This is a genomic window from Streptomyces sp. NPDC034099, from assembly GCF_055575415.1.
In genome coordinates this window covers 162,037-179,046 of sequence record NZ_JBVISR010000014.1, presented here as the reverse complement: position 1 = coordinate 179,046, position 17,010 = coordinate 162,037, and the positions used below count along the sequence as shown (strand labels likewise).

Annotated in this window: 14 protein-coding genes; 8 read left to right on the top strand and 6 right to left on the bottom strand. The window is 70.0% G+C overall.

Annotated elements, in window-relative coordinates; genetic code table 11:
* Nucleotides 1-135 precede the first annotated feature (135 nt).
* Nucleotides 136-1,137, top strand: a complete 1,002-nt coding sequence (locus ACZ56V_RS32415) for a LacI family DNA-binding transcriptional regulator (RefSeq protein ID WP_468947213.1) — start codon at nucleotides 136-138, stop codon at nucleotides 1,135-1,137.
* A gap of 4 nt (nucleotides 1,138-1,141) precedes the next feature.
* On the opposite strand, the gene ACZ56V_RS32410 is transcribed toward ACZ56V_RS32415, so the two are convergent.
* The 3 genes from ACZ56V_RS32410 to ACZ56V_RS32400 form a co-directional block, all read right to left on the bottom strand.
* Complete coding sequence (locus ACZ56V_RS32410; protein WP_468947211.1) at nucleotides 1,142-2,584, bottom strand: amino acid permease; 1,443 nt, start codon at nucleotides 2,582-2,584, stop codon at nucleotides 1,142-1,144.
* 151 nt (nucleotides 2,585-2,735) lie between these two features.
* On the bottom strand, nucleotides 2,736-4,097 hold the full coding sequence (gene hisD, locus ACZ56V_RS32405; RefSeq protein ID WP_468947209.1) for a histidinol dehydrogenase: 1,362 nt from the start codon (nucleotides 4,095-4,097) through the stop codon (nucleotides 2,736-2,738).
* 90 nt (nucleotides 4,098-4,187) lie between these two features.
* On the bottom strand, nucleotides 4,188-5,099 hold the full coding sequence (locus tag ACZ56V_RS32400) for a LysR family transcriptional regulator (RefSeq protein WP_398909207.1): 912 nt from the start codon (nucleotides 5,097-5,099) through the stop codon (nucleotides 4,188-4,190).
* A 226-nt stretch (nucleotides 5,100-5,325) separates the two neighbouring features.
* Here ACZ56V_RS32400 and ACZ56V_RS32395 point away from each other — a divergent pair, with 226 nt between their 5' ends.
* On the top strand, nucleotides 5,326-6,204 hold the full coding sequence (locus tag ACZ56V_RS32395) for a carbon-nitrogen hydrolase family protein (RefSeq protein WP_398909210.1): 879 nt from the start codon (nucleotides 5,326-5,328) through the stop codon (nucleotides 6,202-6,204).
* A gap of 54 nt (nucleotides 6,205-6,258) precedes the next feature.
* Here the strand turns inward: ACZ56V_RS32395 and ACZ56V_RS32390 are convergent, their stop codons facing one another.
* Together ACZ56V_RS32390 and ACZ56V_RS32385 are read right to left on the bottom strand one after the other, a co-directional pair.
* Nucleotides 6,259-7,476, bottom strand: a complete 1,218-nt coding sequence (locus tag ACZ56V_RS32390) for a CoA transferase (protein ID WP_468947261.1) — start codon at nucleotides 7,474-7,476, stop codon at nucleotides 6,259-6,261.
* Nucleotides 7,477-7,779: 303 nt separating this feature from the next.
* On the bottom strand, nucleotides 7,780-8,472 hold the full coding sequence (locus ACZ56V_RS32385) for a helix-turn-helix domain-containing protein (protein ID WP_468947207.1): 693 nt from the start codon (nucleotides 8,470-8,472) through the stop codon (nucleotides 7,780-7,782).
* Nucleotides 8,473-8,627: 155 nt separating this feature from the next.
* Between ACZ56V_RS32385 and ACZ56V_RS32380 the strand changes: the two genes are divergently transcribed.
* The 6 genes from ACZ56V_RS32380 (at nucleotide 8,628) to ACZ56V_RS32355 (ending at nucleotide 15,989) form a co-directional block, all read left to right on the top strand.
* Nucleotides 8,628-9,188 (top strand): Rossmann-fold NAD(P)-binding domain-containing protein, encoded by a 561-nt coding sequence (locus tag ACZ56V_RS32380; RefSeq protein ID WP_468947205.1) that lies wholly within the window; start codon nucleotides 8,628-8,630, stop codon nucleotides 9,186-9,188.
* Between the two features lie 608 nt (nucleotides 9,189-9,796).
* Nucleotides 9,797-10,189 carry a hypothetical protein gene (locus ACZ56V_RS32375; protein ID WP_468947204.1) on the top strand — a complete coding sequence of 131 codons (393 nt, stop codon included), beginning with the start codon at nucleotides 9,797-9,799 and terminating at the stop codon, nucleotides 10,187-10,189.
* Nucleotides 10,190-10,273: 84 nt separating this feature from the next.
* Nucleotides 10,274-11,167 carry a terpene synthase family protein gene (locus ACZ56V_RS32370; protein WP_468947202.1) on the top strand — a complete coding sequence of 298 codons (894 nt, stop codon included), beginning with the start codon at nucleotides 10,274-10,276 and terminating at the stop codon, nucleotides 11,165-11,167.
* A 159-nt stretch (nucleotides 11,168-11,326) separates the two neighbouring features.
* Nucleotides 11,327-12,853 carry a prenyltransferase/squalene oxidase repeat-containing protein gene (locus ACZ56V_RS32365; protein ID WP_468947200.1) on the top strand — a complete coding sequence of 509 codons (1,527 nt, stop codon included), beginning with the start codon at nucleotides 11,327-11,329 and terminating at the stop codon, nucleotides 12,851-12,853.
* A gap of 357 nt (nucleotides 12,854-13,210) precedes the next feature.
* On the top strand, nucleotides 13,211-14,800 hold the full coding sequence (locus ACZ56V_RS32360) for a wax ester/triacylglycerol synthase domain-containing protein (protein ID WP_468947198.1): 1,590 nt from the start codon (nucleotides 13,211-13,213) through the stop codon (nucleotides 14,798-14,800).
* Between the two features lie 151 nt (nucleotides 14,801-14,951).
* Nucleotides 14,952-15,989, top strand: coding sequence for a beta-ketoacyl-ACP synthase III (locus ACZ56V_RS32355; protein WP_468947197.1), 1,038 nt, complete (start codon nucleotides 14,952-14,954; stop codon nucleotides 15,987-15,989).
* A gap of 61 nt (nucleotides 15,990-16,050) precedes the next feature.
* Here ACZ56V_RS32355 and ACZ56V_RS32350 read toward each other — a convergent pair whose 3' ends face one another.
* The gene (locus ACZ56V_RS32350; RefSeq protein WP_467383777.1) at nucleotides 16,051-16,929 is read right to left on the bottom strand and encodes an alpha/beta fold hydrolase; all 879 of its coding nucleotides are present in this window, start codon (nucleotides 16,927-16,929) and stop codon (nucleotides 16,051-16,053) included.
* Nucleotides 16,930-17,010: the final 81 nt, after the last annotated feature.

Below are 17,010 nucleotides of genomic sequence, written 5' to 3'. Positions count from 1 at the left end.
AGCTGGATCAGCTTCATGCTTGGGGGCGGACGGGTTCGCGCGTAGGACCCGCGCGCGCCTGCCGACAGATACATACGTATCCTGGGACGGAGGGTGCCGGGGCCGGCGCGCGGTGGGCGGCGAGAAGAGGGGTCGATGGCGATCACGAGTCACGACGTGGCGAGGCTGGCGGGCGTCTCCCAGCCGACGGTGTCCCGCGCCCTGCGGGACGACCCCAGGGTGTCGCCGGCGACGCGGGAGAAGGTCAGAGAGGCGGCACGGGCGCTCAACTATGTGCCGAGCGAGGTCGGCCGCTCCCTGTCCACCCGCTCCACCCGGCGGATCGGCGTCATCGTCACCGATCTGACGAACCCCTTCTACCCTCACGTCGTCGCGCCTCTGCACGACGAACTCGGGCGCCTGGGGTACCGGATGATGCTCCTGACCGAGCGGTCCGACGAGGCGGTCGCCCAGGAGAAGCTCCTCGACCAGTCGCTCGACGGCGTCGTCCTCGCGACGGCCACCACCGACTCCCGCCTCCCGGCCCGGCTGGACCGCCGCGACATTCCGTACGTCTTCCTCAACCGCGACACCGGCCGGGCCGGCGACTACGCCTCCGTCGTCGACAACGAGGGCGGCGGCCGCCTCGTCGCCCGCGAGCTCGCCGCCCTCGGGCACCGCCGTGTCGCCGGCATCTTCGGCGCCGCCAACACCACCACAGGGCGCGAACGGGAGCTCGGCTTCCGCCTGGCCCTCGCCGACGAGGGCATCGGCCTGCCCGAGGACCGGGTGGTGCGGGGACCCTTCGAGTACGAGACCGGGTACGACGCCCTGCCCTTCCTGCTGGGCGCGGCGCGGCGGCCCACCGCGGTGTTCTGCGGGAACGACGTGGTCGCGGTCGGTGTCCTCAACGCCGCCCGCGCCGCTGGACTGTCCGTACCCGGAGACCTCACCGTCATCGGCTTCGACGACCTCCCCATGGCCTCCTGGGAGGTGCTCCGCCTCACCACGGTCCGCCACGACCTGCCGGAGCTGGCCCGTCAGGCGGCCCGCCTGCTCGTCCGCCGCATCACGGGCCAGGCGGACCCCGCCGGGGAACGCCTGGTCCTGCCGACCGAGTTCGTGCCCCGGGGGACGCACGGGCCGCCGCCGGCGTGACCCGTCACCGCCGCACGGCATCGGCCGGCGAGGGAGCCGGGGCCGGATCGGCGTCGACGGGTGCCGGATCGGACGGCTGCGCACCGTGCCGCCGCTGGCGCAGCACTCCCACGCCGACCAGCACGGCGGCGAGTCCGAGCGACAGCCACAACTCGAGCCGGTGCTCCGGAAGAACCGCCATGAGGACCAGGACGCCCGCGATGAAGGCGACCGTCGCGAGGGTCAGGTACGGGAACCCCCACATCCGCACGTCGGACGGCCGGGGGCCCTTGCGCCGGGTCGCGTACTGCGTGAGCGCGATGACCAGATACATCATCAGGGCGATCGCGCCGCTGGAGGCGATGAGGTAGGTGAACACCTCCGGCAGCACGTAGTTGGCGATCACGGCGGCGATGCCGATGACGGTCGACGCGGCGACGGCGAACCGTGGCACCCCCGACGCGGAGGTGGCGGCGAACGCCGTCGGCGCGTCGCCGCGGCGGGCCAGCGAGAAGGCCATGCGCGACGCGGTGTAGATCGCCGAGTTCAGGCAGCTGCTGACGGCGACCACGAGGACGACGTCCATGATCCGCCCGGCCCCGGGGATGTTCATGCGGTCGAGCACCGCCTGGTACGAGCCGTCGGCGAGTGCGTCGGAGTCCCACGGCACGAGGCTCACGACGAAGAAGATCGACCCGATGTAGAAGAGGCCGAGCCGCCAGACCACGGCGCGCACGGCCTTCTTGATGTTCTTCCTCGGCTCCTCGGACTCCGCGGCGGCGATGGTGACGATCTCGCTGCCCTGGAAACTGAACATCGCGGTGAGCAGACCCGCGAGGACGGCCGTCCAGCCCTGCGGCGCGAACCCGCCGTCGCTCCAGAGGTGGCCGACTCCACGGGCGTCGCTGCCCGGCAGCAGTCCGAGGACCGCGAGCACGCCGAGAACGAGGAACGCCAAGATGGCGATGACCTTGAGAAACGCGAACCAGTACTCGAACTCGCCGTAGTTGCGTACCGCGAGAAGGTTGCTGCCGGCCAGGACGGCGATCAGCGCAAGGGCCGGTATCCAGCTGGGCAGAGCCACGAGACTGCCGATGACCTCGCCGGCGGCGATGGCCTCGATGGGGATGACGAGGACGTAGAACCACCAGTACAGCCAGCCGACGGAGAACCCCGCCCAGCGGCCCAGGGCGCGGTCGGCGTAGGTCGAGAACGAGCCGGTGTCGGGGCGCGCGACCGCCATCTCCCCGAGCATCTGCATGACCAGGACGACCAGAGCGGCGGCCAGGAGGAACGAGACCAGCACGGCGGGTCCGGCCGCCGCGACGGCGGTGGAGGAGCCGACGAAGAGTCCGGCCCCGATCACGCCGCCGATGGAGATCATGGTGATCTGGCGGCCCTTGAGCCCCTGCGTGAGGGCGGTGTTGCGCGCGCCCGGCGGGGAGGTGGACGGAGAGGGTTGCTGCATGGGAGACCTCGGGGACGTGGAGGGAGAGCGGAGTCCGGCCGCGGGGAGTGAGCCGTCAGGCGTACGACGCCCGGAGCGTCCGCGCCGCGGCAAGGGCGCTCCGGGCGTTCCGCGGTGTCGTCCGCGCGGCCGGTGTCCTACCGGCGACCGGTCACAGCTGCTCGCGAAGCGGTGCCGGAACGGAGTCGAACGCCGAGGACGTACGGCCGATCCGGTCGATGCGCAGCGTGGCCGTCGCTCCGTGGGCGGCGAGGCCCTCGAAGGCGGAGATGCGCTCGACGGCGGGCGCCAGCGCGGCCGTGCCCTCCTCGGCCGCCCTCTGGTAGGTGAGCGGCTTGAGGAAGCGGGCGACCGACAGGCCCGCGTTGTAGCGCGCGGTCTTGCCCGTCGGCAGGACGTGGTTCGTGCCGGCGATGCCCTTGTCGGAGTACGCCACGGTGGACCAGGGGCCGATGAACAGCGAACCGTAGTTGCTGAGGTTGCGCAGGTAGAAGTCGTCGTCCTCGGTGTGGACCTCCAGGTGCTCGGGGCCCAGGACGTCGGCGACGGCGACCGCGTCGTCCCGGTCCCGCACCACGATCACGGACCCGAAGTCCCGCCAGGCCGGCCCCGCGATGTCACGCGTCGCCAGATTCTCCAGCTGGCTCTCCACCTCGGCGGCCACCGCACGGCCCAGTTCCTCGGACGTGGTGATGAGGGCGGCGGGCGAGTTGGGGCCGTGCTCGGCCTGCCCGAGCAGGTCGGCCGCCACCCACACCGGGTCGGCACTGTCATCGGCGATCACCGCCACTTCGGACGGCCCCGCCAGCAGGTCGATGCCCACGCGTCCGAACAGCTGCCGCTTGGCCTCCGTGACGAAGGCGTTGCCCGCGCCGACCAGCATGTCGACCGGCGCCTCGCCGAGCAGGCCGAAGGCCATGGCACCCAGTGCCTGGACACCGCCGACGGCGAAGACCCGGTCGGCCCGGGACAGGTGGGCGCCGTACAGGACGGCGGGGTGGGCACCGTGCTCGCCGGACGGCGGCGTGCACGCCACGACCGTCGGCACACCGGCCGTCTTCGCCACGTTGACGGTCATGAAAGCGCTGGCCAGCAGCGGGAACCGGCCCGCCGGCAGGTACGCGCCCACCCGGGAGACGGGGACGTACCGCTGGCCGCAGTTCACCCCGGGGGCCAGCTCTATCTCGAAGTCGGTCAGGTGCTCGCGCTGCGCGGCGGCGAACCGGTGGGTGCGCTCGTACCCCATCTCCAGCGCGGTACGGACGTCCGGGGGCAGCGCGTCCCCGGACTTCTTCAGCTCGGCCTCACCGATCTCCAGGTCACCGGACCAGCCGTCCAGTTCCTCGGCGTAGGCGCGGACCGCGTCCAGGCCCCGGCGCTCGATCTCCCGCAGCATCTGCGAGACGCGCTCGACCACCTTGGGGTCGCGCTGGGCGGGCGGGCCGTCGACGGCGGGCTTCTTCAGCCACTGGAGAGGAGGGAGGGCCTGGGCTTCTTCGTGCGTGATCTGCATGCCCGGGACGCTATGCGGGACGGAGCCACAGGACTAGAGGGGCCTTTCCTGGACAAGCCACAGGGAAACCCTGTGGCAGGTCGGCGCCCCTCACACCCCGCGGCTCTGGCGCAGCTCCCGCAGGGTGTCCTCGGCCAGCCGGGCCAGTTCCCGGGTGGCACGCGACAACGGCCGGCCCCGGCGGCGGACGAGTGCGATCGTGTCGTAGAGCGGCTCGGCGAACGACGCGGTGTGCAGCCCGGACGGGAACGACGGGCTGCTGATGACGGCGCTGCTGGCGATCGTGTCACCGACGCCGACCGCGGCCAGCTTCACCGCCGCCTCGACGTGCTCCAGCTCGATGAGCGGGTCGATCCGGACACCGGCCAGCTGGGCCCGCTCGGCGAGCTGCCGCCGCGTCGGATCCTGCCACCCGTAGTGCGCGTCGTACAGCACCAGGGGCGCCCGGGTGAAGGCCTCGATGGTCACGGGCTCGCGCGTGCGCTCCGCCTCGGCACTGATGTAGAACACCTCGTCGCGCAGCAGCGGTGTGACCGACAGCCCCTCGTCGTCGATCGGCAGGACGACGAGCCCTGCCTCTATGCGCCCGGCCGCGACGGCGGCGGCAGTCTCCGCGGAGTTCTGGCCGACGAGCCGCACCCGGACCTTGGGGTAGCGGGCATGGAACATCTGGACGAGGTCGGCCAGCAGGTAGTAGTCGGCGTTGCGCAGGACGCCGAACGTCGCCGTACCACCGCCCAGCGAACCCAGCGAGTGCACGGCACGGACTCCGCTGTCCGCCGCGGCCAGCGCCTCCTGCGCGTATGGCAGCAGCTCCTGCCCAGCGGTCGTGAGGGTGAGCGTGCGGCTTCCGCGGACGAACAGCTCCGCGTCCAGTTCCGCCTCCAGGCGGCGGACCAGCTCTGAGGCCGAGGCCTGGGCGATGTCCATGGCCCCCGCCGCAGCGGTGAACGACCCGAGCCGTTCCGCCGTGACGAACGCCCTGAGCTGGTTGAGGGTCATGCCGCCCGCCCTTGCGTGGTGCAGGCGGGCGTAACGGGGGAGGAGCAGGTCGAAGGCATGCCGGAACCCTAACGGGGCCGACGGCCCGTGCCGCCTGCGACCACCGTCGTTCCGCAGGATTCTCCTGTGCGTCCCACAGGTTGTGGCGTTCTTGTCCTGCGTGCGGCCGGATGATTGGCTGCGACTCGTCCACTCCTCTACGCCACCCGACGCGGAAGGTGCCCCCATGCCCACCCCCTTGCCGCTCGGCCTCGTGCAGGCGGCCGCGTTCCACCACGGTGACGGCAACCTCGAAGGGTTCGCCGAGCAGGTGCGCAGCCTCACCCGCACCCATCCCGCCGTCCGGCTGTTCGTGTTTCCGGAACTTCACGTGTGCGGGCACCGGCCGGACGAGGACCCCGAGCAGGTCATGAACGACGCGGCGCAGAGACTCGACGGTCCCAGGGGCACGGTGCTGGCCGCCCTCGCCCGCGAACTGGAGGTGTGGCTCGTCCCCGGAAGCGTCTACGAACGCGGCGAGGACGGACGGATCTACAACACGGCCCCGGTGTACTCGCCCGAGGGGAAGCGGATCGCCGAGTACCGCAAGGTCTTTCCGTGGCGCCCCTACGAGACCACGGCGGCCGGCGACCGCTTCGTCGTCTTCGACATGGAGGAGCACGGGCGGGTGGGGCTGTCGATCTGCTACGACGCGTGGTTTCCGGAGACCACACGGCACCTGGCCTGGCAGGGCGCCGACCTCGTGCTGAACCTCGTACGCACACCGACCGTCGACCGCGCTCAGGAACTCGTCCTCGCCCGTGCGAACGCGATCGTCAACCAGGTCTTCATGGCCAGCGTGAACGCGGCACCCCCGGAAGGGGTCGGCCGCAGCGTCGTGGTGGACCCCGAAGGCCGGGTACGCGCCGAGGCGGGGGCCGAACCACAGATCGTCGTGACGGACGTTGTCGACCTCACCGAGACCCACCGGGTCCGACGGCACGGCACCGCGGGACTCACCCGCGTCTGGGACCCCTTCACCGACAACCAGCGGCCCATCGAACTCGCCCTCTACCAGGGCCGGATCGACCCCGTGCGGTGGCGCCACGGACTGCCGTCCCGATGACCGGGGGGGCGCCTCAGGCCTTCGCAACCGCTCGGCGGTGTCCCTCGTTCCCGGTCAGGCCCAGTTCGGCCGATCGGTACCCCACCGGGTCGGTCCACGGTTCCAGTTCGCGGGTACGCCTTCGTAGCGGACCGGGGGCAGCGCATGCCGCAGCAGGCCGTAGGGCGATTCGGTCTCGGTGAGCCAGGACCCGGGATCGTGGAGGTCGGCTTCGCCCTGGACGGGGGTGGGATGGATGTCGTGCAGCAGCCAGGAGGCCGTGCCCGCCAGGGAGAGGCGAAGGTGCCGCCTGCCACCGATGGTGTGCCGGTCGCTGAGTGCGCGTAGGACGGCGGCCGCGAGCAGATACCCGGTCCCGTGGTCCAGCGCCTGAGCGGGCAGTACGCCGGGGCGGCCGTCGGCCGTGGCCTCGATCGCGGCGATACCGGCACCGGCTTGGACGAGGCTGTCGAAGCCGCGCCGCTCGGCCCAGGGGCCCGACCAGCCCCAGGCGCACAGCTGAGCGACGATCAGGTCGGGACGCCGGGCCAGGAGCGCGGCGGGCGCCAGTCCGTGCTGGTCAAGGGCACCTGGGCGGTAGCCGGTCACCACGACGTCTGCCTGGCCGAGAAGGTCTTCGAAGGCATGCCGGTCGCCAGGGCGGGAGAGGTCCAGCAACGTGGATCGTTTCCCCATCCCGGTGTCGGCATGGGCATCCGCGTCCTCGAGGAGCCGGGGAGAGTCCACGCGCAGCACATCGGCGCCCAACAGCGCCAGGGTGCGGGTGGCGACGGGACCGGCGATGACCCGGGTCAGGTCCAGGACACGCACCCCTTGGGCCGGCCCGGACGCAGACGCCGGCAGCCGGGGGCCGCCCTGAGCCGGGTGCCGTCTCTCGACCAGCGCGGGTCCTGCCTCAGCGGGTGCGGAAGCCACGGCCACGGCCAGGCCGCCGGCCGCGTAGACGGTCTCCTGGATCTCCAGGGCCGGACGCGATGCCAGTTCCTTCGAGAGCGTGCCCACCAGGGCCCGGTCCTGCCCCGTGTCCACGATTCCCAGCGCGCTGAGCAACCGGGCACGATGATGCGGGTAGTTGGCGTGGGTGCGCACCCATCCGTCGGCTGCCCGCCAGAAACCGGACAGCGGTGCGAAGGACGACGGGGCTCTGCCGTCGATCCGCAGGTGGCGTTCACTGACGAATGCGGTGGCCACCGCCGCCTCGTTCACCCGCACCGCGGGAACCGGCACACGGTTGCGCAGCGACAGCAGTTCCGCTGCGGCCAGTGAGCACACCCCCACGCTGGCCCGCGCCAGTTCCCTCACCGGCAGACGTGACGGCAGGACGCCGCCCGCCCCCTCGAAGCGGACCCTTCGGACCAGTTGGGGCGGGCCCCCCAGGGCCGCCCAGGCGTGTGCGGTGGCCGCATCCTCGGTATACGTCATCCGCTCATTGTGCGGCGCAACGCAGGGACAGGCCGGAAAAGCGGCATCCGGCGTCGTCCGCCCGCTCTCAAGTCAGATGGCCATGGGCGCCCCTGAGCCCTCGCTGGCGGAGAGCCTTTCAGCCTGTCACCCGGTGTTCGGTACGCGGTTGCGTCACGTCGCGCACGGCGTCGCAGTGGGAAGGTGTCCTGCGCGGAAGGCAGTTGGCGACACCCCCATGAGCGCGTGGAAATCAGCGGCCATGTGGGACTGATCGTAGTAACCGGTGTCGACGGCAAGGCCCGCCCACTTCGCTGCGCCCGCCCCGGCCAGGACGGTGCGGACCCGCTGGATGCGGGTGAAGCGCTTGGGCGTCAGGCCGACCCGGTCGGTGAACAGGTCGCGCAGGTGGCGTTCGCTGACCGACAGCCGCTGGGCCAGTGCGGCGACCCGGTCACCGGTGGTGGACAGCGACTGGACGGCCTCGCGGAGCAGCGGGTCGCGCGGGTCCGCATCGTGGCGCAGACCTTCGAGCACGGCGTCCTCGATCCCCCGCAGGACCGAGTCGGTGCCGGACAGTTCGTTGAGTCGGCGTTCGAGGCGGGCGGCGCGGTCACCCCACAGTTCAGTGAGTGGTACGGCCTGGTCCCGCAGTTCCCTGACCGGGACACCGAACACCGATCTGGCCACACCGGGGCGCAGCCGAACCCTGATGCACATCGGCAGTTCCTTCCCCGGATGGTAGGAGGCGCGGCTGCGCGGCCCCACCACACGCAGGTCGCCGTCCCGCGGGCCGGTCCTGCGATAGACCAATGCGGTGGCGACGTCGGGCAGGTGCACCAGCGGCAGGAACCCGTCGGGCCGCAAGGCACGGAAGTGGTTCGGATCCTGGCCGAGCGGGGCGAACGGGTCCGGGCCATGACACGCAAGCCGGAAGGCGTGAGTCTGCCGGCCGAGGTCGTACGGGGCGACTTCGACGACCGTGATTCTCTCAACAACAAGGCATCGGGAGGGTGGTCAAGGTGTCGGCCATCGGCACCGGTGAAGGGACCGGACTCAGGACCAGTGCCTGGCACCTTCCCGGTGAACGCGCGCTGCGAGCGGGAGGCACGGCCTGGACGGTCCTTCGGCCGAGCAGCTTCGCCACCAACACCCTGCACTGGGCCGCCGACATCCGAGCAGGGCGGCCCGTCGTCAACCTGACCGGGAACGGCGCTCAGGGCGTGGTCGATCCCCGGGATGTGGCCGAGGTGGCGGTCGCAGCGCTGACCACGCATGGTCATGCGGGCAGGACCTACACATTGACCGGTCCTGAGTTGCTGAGCACACCCGACCAGGTAAAGATTTTGCGGCGGGTACTCGGCCGCCCGGTCGAGATCGTCGACGTGCCGCTGGAGGCGGCGAAGGAGCAGATGATCGCTGCCGGCAGGGACCGGGAATTCGCCGAGGGCGCGATACGTGGCCAGAGGTTCATCGCCGGGGGAGGAAACGCCCGGCTGACCGACGATGTGGCGGCCGTTCTCGGCCGCGGGCCCCGTACCTATGCGATCTGGGCCGCCGACCATCGGGCGGCGTTCGACTGACCGGTCATCTCAGCGTCTCCGACGCGTCGGCGTGCGCGGGGAGCCGGGGACGAGGGCCAAAGGCCGTCGCCGAGCTGTTCGGCACCCGGTGCCTCGGATACCTGTCCGGTCCCGGCGAATTGCTTGCGCGGCCTGTGGGCGGCTGCGTCGCTCAAAACCGCGGAGGTTCCCCGGATCCTGGATGAGGTCAGGAGGGAACCCGCACGCGCGGCCTTTTCAGCGAGACGGACCGACGTGCGGGTTCTTGTCGTCGCTCAGCAGGTGCGAACCGCGGTGAAGCCGCTGTCTCACGCCTTCAGGTGAACTTCAGGAGCGGAAACCTTCATGCGCCCGGTCTTGTCAGTGTTGTAGGCAATTCTAGCGGTCCTCCGACGGAAGGCTTGCCCATGCGGCGTCGTGCTGTGATTGCTACTGCCCTGGCTTCCCTGTCTGCCCTCGCCGTGTCCGCGGCTGCCGCTGCGGGACCTGTGATGCCTGTTGCCGGGACGGTCACATGGTGCCTGTCTTCTGCGGCGGCCCAGCATCTGGCGGACGACGGAGTCGTGGTGTCGGCCGGCGCTCCTGCTGTGCTCGACTCTTCGGGGCCGGCCCCGTGTGTGCAGTGGCCGATGAAGGGCAAGATCAGTCTCGACCTGACAGCGGGGTCCTGGACCGCGGGCGGCGGCATGACCTTCACCAGGGCCTCGGACGGCCGCAGTCTGCGCTTCACCGGGGCGCACGGTGACATGGCGCGGCGGTCGATGTCGGTGGACGCAGCCGTCGGAGATGAAACGCCGCAGCCTGTTGACCTCTCCACGTACGAGCTCGACATGACGAAGATGACGGTTACCATGCCGTCCTTGAACTCTCCTGGCTCGGTAGAGGGCGAGCCGTTCGACACGGTGCTCACGCAGGACGGTGCGGCGGTGTTCTCCCAGGCGTTCGGCACGTCGCCGGTTCCCACCGGGGACAGTTTGGCCACGCTCGCGGGCCGTGTCGATGTCGTGCCGGCTCTGGGCTGAGCCCGGATGCTGGGGGAGTCTGGCGTCGTATCTGGCCGTCGCGGCCTCCCGGGTGAAGCCCAGGCTGAGAAGGTCAGTGCAGCGGTGCTGGCGTGGGCACAGCATCTGGGACTGGTTGCCGGCGCTTTTGAGGAGAAGCGTCTGGTGGCCATGCGGCTGGGTGATTTCGCCGGCTCGACCGTGCCGGGGGCGAGCGCCGGCGATCTGGAACTGACGGCTCAGTGGGCGGCGTTCATCTGTCTGGTCGACGACCGGTTCGACCGCAGCCGGGACGGTGTCCATCCGCAGGACGTCGCGTCGCTGTTCAACCGGTTGCTGCAGGTGCTCACCGGCAGCGGCGCGGCAGGATCGGGCAGCGGAGTCGAGCGGGCCCTGGATGACCTGTGGCGGCGTACAGCTCCGCGGATGTCCAGTCGGTGGCGGGAGCGGTTTGTGGCCGACTACCGCGACTTCGCCCTGGCCACGCGTGAAGAGGCCACCGACCGCACAGGCCGGATCCGGCTGGGGCTCAGCGACTACGTCCTGCGGCGTCGAAGAACGATCACTGCCCTGCCCATGGCAGACATCCTGGAGTGCACCGCCGACGCCCCCTGGCCCGGTCTCTCCGGCGGGGAAGACCTCATGGTGGCCCTGCGTCTGGCCGCGGCCGACGTGGCCGGCTGGACCAATGACCTGGTCTCGGCCGAGGACGACCTGCGCGAGGACCGCGACAACCTGGTGACCGTGCTGGGCCGTGAACGCGGCTGCTCCCTGCCCTCGGCACGCGAGCAGGTCATCGGCATGCGAGATGACCGTGTCAGAGATTTCCACGCGCTTGCCGCCTCGTTGACGGCGATGGCCGCTCCCGGAACCGAGCGGGACAAGGTACGGCGCTACGTGGCGGCCCTCGGATCCTTTGTGACCGCGACGCTGCACTGGCTTGGCGTCACCCATCGCTTTGACGCCCATTGGTCGCCCGAGCGCCCTGGGCCCAGGTGACTGATCCCGTTCGCCCGGCCTCTCACCGATCCGCGCTCCCCCTGATTCCCGCTCTCAAGGACTGTCCAAGCGATGAGACCCCCTGCCACCGAGCAGTTCCCCCCGGCCTGGCCGTCGCAGCGCTTCCCAGCAGCGCTGCCGGCCGGACGCAGAAGCCTCATGGGACACCTACTGGACCGGGTGGAGGAGGACGGCGCCGTACGCGACGCCTGTCGAAGCCGGGTCCTTGAATCCGCGCTCGCCCTGGCACTGGCAGAGCGGTACGGGTCTGGCCACCGCAACGCATGTGAGCGCGTGGTGCGTTACCTGGAGCGCCACCGCGCCAACGGAGACCTGATGGACGCGGCCGTGGCCGCCACCGCCCTGGGCCGCAGTGCCGGGCACCCGTCGCATCACCAGGCCCTCGAGGACATCGTCGGCCGTGTCCCGGACTTCACCGGACCTCGCAAGCGCGCCTTGGTCCACGCCATCTTCACCATGCTGGGCGCAGCTGACGTCCAGGATGAGGTGGCCCCCGAGGCCTTCGACATGAGCGCGCTGCATCCCTGGGCTGCTGTGCAGGCCGTTGCCGTGAAAGCCATCCTGGGCAGGGCGGCAGGAAGGACACCGGTTGGTCGGGACGATGTCACCTTGCTGGTCTCCACCCAGCGCCCGGGAACGGTATGGGAGGGAAACCTCTTCATCCACCTGTCCGTTCTGCATGCCTTGGTCGATGTGCCCGGTATGGAGAGTGTCGTCGAGGCCGGCCTGCGCACCGCCCTCATGCACCAACGGGAGGACGGCGGCCTGCCCTTTGTCACAGGCACCGACACGTGGTGCACCGTGACGGCGGGCCTCGCTCTGAGCAGCGCCGGCGCACCGCGCGAGGTACTGCACCGCATTGCCAGGCACCTGGTGCAGGTGCAGCGCGCGGACGGCGGTTGGTCCTACACCGACCATGCTCAGCTCTCCGACACGGACTGCACCTCCGTCGCGGTCGAGTTCCTGCACGATCTGGACGCGGACGCATTCCGCGCCCCGATTCGGCGCGCCCTGGACGCCCTGATCGCGGTCCGCGGTGCCGACGGCGGATTTCCCACCTACGGACCAGGCACTCCCTCAGAGGCGTGCATGACCGCCGCTGCGATCAACGCGCTCGGCACCCAAGGCCGCCACCCTCACCTCGTCCAGGCTGCTCTCGGCTTTCTCGCCGACAGCCAGATGCCTGACGGCTCCTTTCCCCCCGGCTGGAGCAGCAGTCGTCTGCATACCCTCTTCAGGTCGTATCTCGCCGCTCGTCCCTACCTCCGGCAGTCCCCTCCGGCCGTCCCTGACATGTGCCGTCGGATCGCCGGGCTGGTGCACAGCGCACAGAACGCGGACGGCGGGTTCGGACAACAGAACGGCGCCCCGAGCGATGCCATCAGCACCGCCTATGCCCTGATCATTCTGGCGGGACAGGGCGACCTCGCTCCCGCTGTGCGTGCCACCGGTTACCTGCTCGCCCAGCAGCGTCGCGACGGCAGCATCATTTCCGTGCCTGACATGCTCGGCCCGCGTCCTTTCCCGTATCACGTCCCGTTGCTGACCGACGCGTTCGTCCTGCTTGCCCTCGGCCACCTCACCCGTCGCATCCGGCCGTCACGCCTCGTCATGCCGGGCCGCCGGCTCAGTACTGCGCAACCCACCGAAAGAACCACCCCGTGAACCCGTTCCGCCCCGACCCGGCCGTCCCTTCCCTGCCCGGGCCGCGTGTGCCTGGTAACGGGAGGTGCGGCGGGCACCGGGTGGCCCCTGACGCGCGCTTTGGCCACGGCCGGCACCCACGTGTACGTGTGCGACAACGCCCAAGCAGGCCTCGACCGAACCGCTGCTTGCGTCGGACATCGATCGGGCGGCTCACCGACTCAACGGGGGACGGATGCTCCTCGTGTCCGCAACGCCGCCCTCCCTGATCCTCACCACGATCCGCCGCCGCAGCGGCCAACCTCGTCAGACTCCTCTTCTCCCCACCGAACCACCACCGCGGAGAACCCTGTGACCGTTCCCCTTCGTCCTACCCCCATGGACCTGACCATGCACAGCATGGCCCAGGCCCATCCCTCGATCCCCCAGACGATCGGAGTGATGCTCCACCTGGAAGGGACCACTCCCGCCCTCGGCGAACTCCGCGCTCATGTCGCCTCCCACCTGGAGCACGGGCCGCGCCTGACCCACTACCTGCACGGCCCCGGACTCAAAGCCCGCTGGCACCGCGACCCAACTCCCGACCTGACCAGCCGCGTCCGCGAACAGCATCTGCCCTCGGGCGACGAGCACCTCGATACGGCCCTGACAGCTCTCATCGCGCACCCTTTGCCCGACGCAGGCCCTCTGTGGGACCTGTGTCTGGTATCCGGTTATGCACCGGACCGCTATGCCCTCTGCCTGCGAGCGCATCACAGCACCCAGGACGGTATGGGCCTGATCGGTACCTTGACCGCACTGTTCGGCACCGCACCCACGCCCAGCATGCAGCCCTCGCCCCGCGCAGGAGCCGGCGCCTACCTGGGCACTGTGCGCGGCATGCTTGCCGCAAGCGGCACCAACAACGTGTGGAACGACACCGCGCTGCCCCTCACGGGGGACCGTGACATCAGCTGGGCTCACGTCCCCACGCAGCGATTGCGGCAGGCCGCTACCGTCCGCGGCGGCGACACGAACGATGGTTTCCTGGCCGGCCTCAGCGGCGCCCTGCGCACGTGGACATCGCAATTCTGGCCCCGGGGCACCGGCGGGCCGTTGCCGGCTGTCACCATGGTCAATTTGCGCCGAGCGGCGGAACACGACCGACCCGGCAACTACTTCACCTTCGCGTCCATGCCCCTTCCCTGCCACGAGCCGACAGCTGAGAACCGCCTCGACCACGTCATCGCGGCCACGCGCACCACGAAGGACCCGATCCGCCAGAACGCCATGCGTTCCGTGATGGATCTCGTCCCCGCGCGCGCCTTTCAGGCCCTGGCCGCCCGGCTGACCACACCCGAACGGGCCATCATCACGACGTCCTACCTCGCCATCCACCGGCCCCTTCGCTACAAGCAGGACTCCGTCACCCGCATCCAGCCCTTCAACTGGCTCCCACGGAACCATCCGGCGTCGATCGTGGCCTGCAGCTACAACGGAACCACCAGCATCTGCTTCGTCACCGACGCCGCCCTCCCCGGAACGAACCAGTTGGCCGGCCTGTTCCGCGACGCGGTGGACGAACTTCCCCACCCTCACGACGACTCGCAGCTGCCGGACCAACCTCCCCACGCATCCGGAACGATTCCGGCACCCGCGCCCGACTGCGACACCACAGCCGTCATCGATCTCGGCCTCATCAAAGACATCCTGGTCCAGCAGGGAGGCCTGCCGGCCGCACCCATCACTGCCGGGGCCACTCAGGCACAAGCCGGCATCGACTCCCTGGCCATTGCACTGCTGTCCATGACGCTCGAGGACCGCATGGGCATCGTGATCACGGAACATGAACTGGCGAAGGCAGCCACCGTCGCCGATCTGGTCGACCTGGTGGCCCGACGGGCAGCGTCGCCCTCCGACCACGAAGGCCCGGGAGAGCAGGATCCCCACCCACAGGCAGATCGCTCCCACGCAGTACCTGAGGCGTAGTCCAGCCCCCTGCCCCTCGGTAAAAGCTCCGGTCGGCACCACCCGTGCCACGGGCCCGCAGCGGAATCACGCGAGTGACCAGTCAGCCCTGGTTCCCGAGGGCAACCTCCCTGACGGTGACGCCAATGAGCGACACAGAGAAAGCGAACCGTTGATCTTTGCTCGCAAAACCACGCCCCCGACGCCAGCGCCTGCCGCGCGACTGATCGGCCTGGGGTCCTACCTGCCCCCTCGGAAGCTGAGCAACGCCGACTTGGTCTCGCGCCTGGACACCACGGACGAATGGATCCGCACCCGGATCGGCATTGCCCAGCGGCACATCGCCGATCCGGCGACAGCCACCAGTGACCTGGCGGTAGAAGCAGGGCTACGGGCGATGAAATCGGCGGAGGTAGAACATGTCGACGCCGTGATCCTGGCCACCGCCACTCCGGACCATCACGTGCCCGGCACCGCACCGCTGGTAGCCCACCGACTCGGCCTGCACCACGTCCCCGCCTTCGACCTCGGTGCCGGCTGCTCGGGCTTCGTCTACGCAACAACCGTCGCAGCAGGACTGATCCAGGCGAGTAGCGCCGGCACCGTACTGGTCATCGGAGCAGAGAAGATGTCGGCCGTCATCGACCCCGACGACCGCTCCACCGCACCGATCTTCGGAGACGGAGCAGGCGCAGTCGTGCTCACAGCCGGACACGCTGACGAACCGGGAACTCTCGGACCAGCCGCCTGGGGCAGCGACGGTGAGCACGCGGACGCCATCTACATCCCCGACGGCGGCTCCCGCCGCCCCCCAGGCGCAACCGGCGACCTGAAGAACCGGTACGTACACATGGAAGGCAATGAAGTATTCCGTCACGCGGTACGCCGCGTCGCTCACGTGACTCGTGAATCAGCCGCCGCGGCTGGATGGTCCATCCAGGACATCGACAGACTGATCGTCCACCAGGCAAACGCACGGATCAGCGCAGCCGTGGCCAACGCTCTGGAAATCCCGCCACAGCGCGTACCGTCCAACATCACCCACGTCGGCAACACCTCCGCAGCCTCCATCCCGTTGCTCCTGAGCCACTCCGCGATCGACGGGCAACTGGAAGCCGGGCAACGAGTCCTCGTGGCCACTTTCGGTGCAGGCTTCACCTGGGCGGCCACCACTCTGCTGTGGCCCAGCGGCCTTCAGGCTCTCAACTGAGGGTCGAACGCGTTCGCGTGAAGGATCCCCTCAAGCAGCGTCGTCAGAAGAGGGTCGTCGGCTATCGGTGCGCTGCCAGGAACGGCAGGACTACCTCGGCCATCTCATCGGGTACTTCCTCCGCGAGATCGTGGCCGGCGTCGAAGACGTGTCCGGTGACGTGGTGGGCCACGAGCCGTGCCTGGGACTCGTTGCGCTCGCCGATGAAGGCGCAGCCGCCGAGCGCCAGGACGGGGATGTCGAGCTTCTTCCGCGCGGCCTGCCGGTTTTGTTCTGCGTCGGTGAGCATGGCCCGGTAGACGGCGAGCATCGCGCGGATGCCTCCGGGCATCGAGTAGCAGCGCACGTACTCCTCGATCGCGTCGGGGGTGGCGGTGTCGGGGTGGCTGCGTTCGTTCTTGATCATGTAGGTGATCAGTTCGCGCTCATGCCCGGCGATCAGCGTCTCGGGGATGTCGGGCTGGAAGTAGAAGCCCAGGTGCCACAGATGCATGCCGCTGGAGATGTTCTCGGGGGTGAGAGCGGTGTGGTCCTCGAAGCCGAAGCCGGGGAGCAGTGCCTCGGCGAAGACGAGGGAAGTGGCGTGATCGCGGTGGCGGGCGGCGAGCTGGTACCCGATCACTGCGCCCCAGTCTTCGCCGATCACGGCGTAGGTCTCGTGTCCCAGGCGGGCCATCAGTTCCGCGATGTCGTCGCTCATCGTCGCGGAGTCGTAGCCGTCCGCGGGGCGAGCGGAATCGCCGAGGCCGCGCAGGTCGGGCACGACGACGGTGTGGTGAGGCGTCAGCTTCGGGACCAGGTGACGCCAGTGGTAGCCGGTCTTGGGCACGCCGTGCAGCAGTACCACGGCTGGGCCGGCGCCGCCCGTCCGGTAGTGCAGGCTCGTTCCGTTGACGGCGGCACGGCCGGTGCGCAGGGGCGTCGTGGTGTGGTCGTACATCGTGACGTGGTGCTTCCTGTCTGGGGTGAGTGCTGTGGGTCGGTGGGGTGAGCAGGCGATTCGGACCGTCGGCGCCGAGAG

Excerpts from the sequence above, each read along its gene's own strand:
- ACZ56V_RS32415 (WP_468947213.1), top strand. The coding sequence starts at position 136 with ATGGCGATCACGAGTCACGACGTGGCGAGGCTGGCGGGCGTCTCCCAG.
- ACZ56V_RS32410 (WP_468947211.1), bottom strand. The coding sequence starts at position 2,584 with ATGCAGCAACCCTCTCCGTCCACCTCCCCGCCGGGCGCGCGCAACACC.
- hisD (WP_468947209.1), bottom strand. The coding sequence starts at position 4,097 with ATGCAGATCACGCACGAAGAAGCCCAGGCCCTCCCTCCTCTCCAGTGG.
- ACZ56V_RS32400 (WP_398909207.1), bottom strand. The coding sequence starts at position 5,099 with ATGACCCTCAACCAGCTCAGGGCGTTCGTCACGGCGGAACGGCTCGGG.
- ACZ56V_RS32395 (WP_398909210.1), top strand. The coding sequence starts at position 5,326 with ATGCCCACCCCCTTGCCGCTCGGCCTCGTGCAGGCGGCCGCGTTCCAC.
- ACZ56V_RS32375 (WP_468947204.1), top strand. The coding sequence starts at position 9,797 with ATGAAGGGCAAGATCAGTCTCGACCTGACAGCGGGGTCCTGGACCGCG.
- ACZ56V_RS32365 (WP_468947200.1), top strand. The coding sequence starts at position 11,327 with ATGGGACACCTACTGGACCGGGTGGAGGAGGACGGCGCCGTACGCGAC.
- ACZ56V_RS32360 (WP_468947198.1), top strand. The coding sequence starts at position 13,211 with ATGGACCTGACCATGCACAGCATGGCCCAGGCCCATCCCTCGATCCCC.
- ACZ56V_RS32350 (WP_467383777.1), bottom strand. The coding sequence starts at position 16,929 with ATGTACGACCACACCACGACGCCCCTGCGCACCGGCCGTGCCGCCGTC.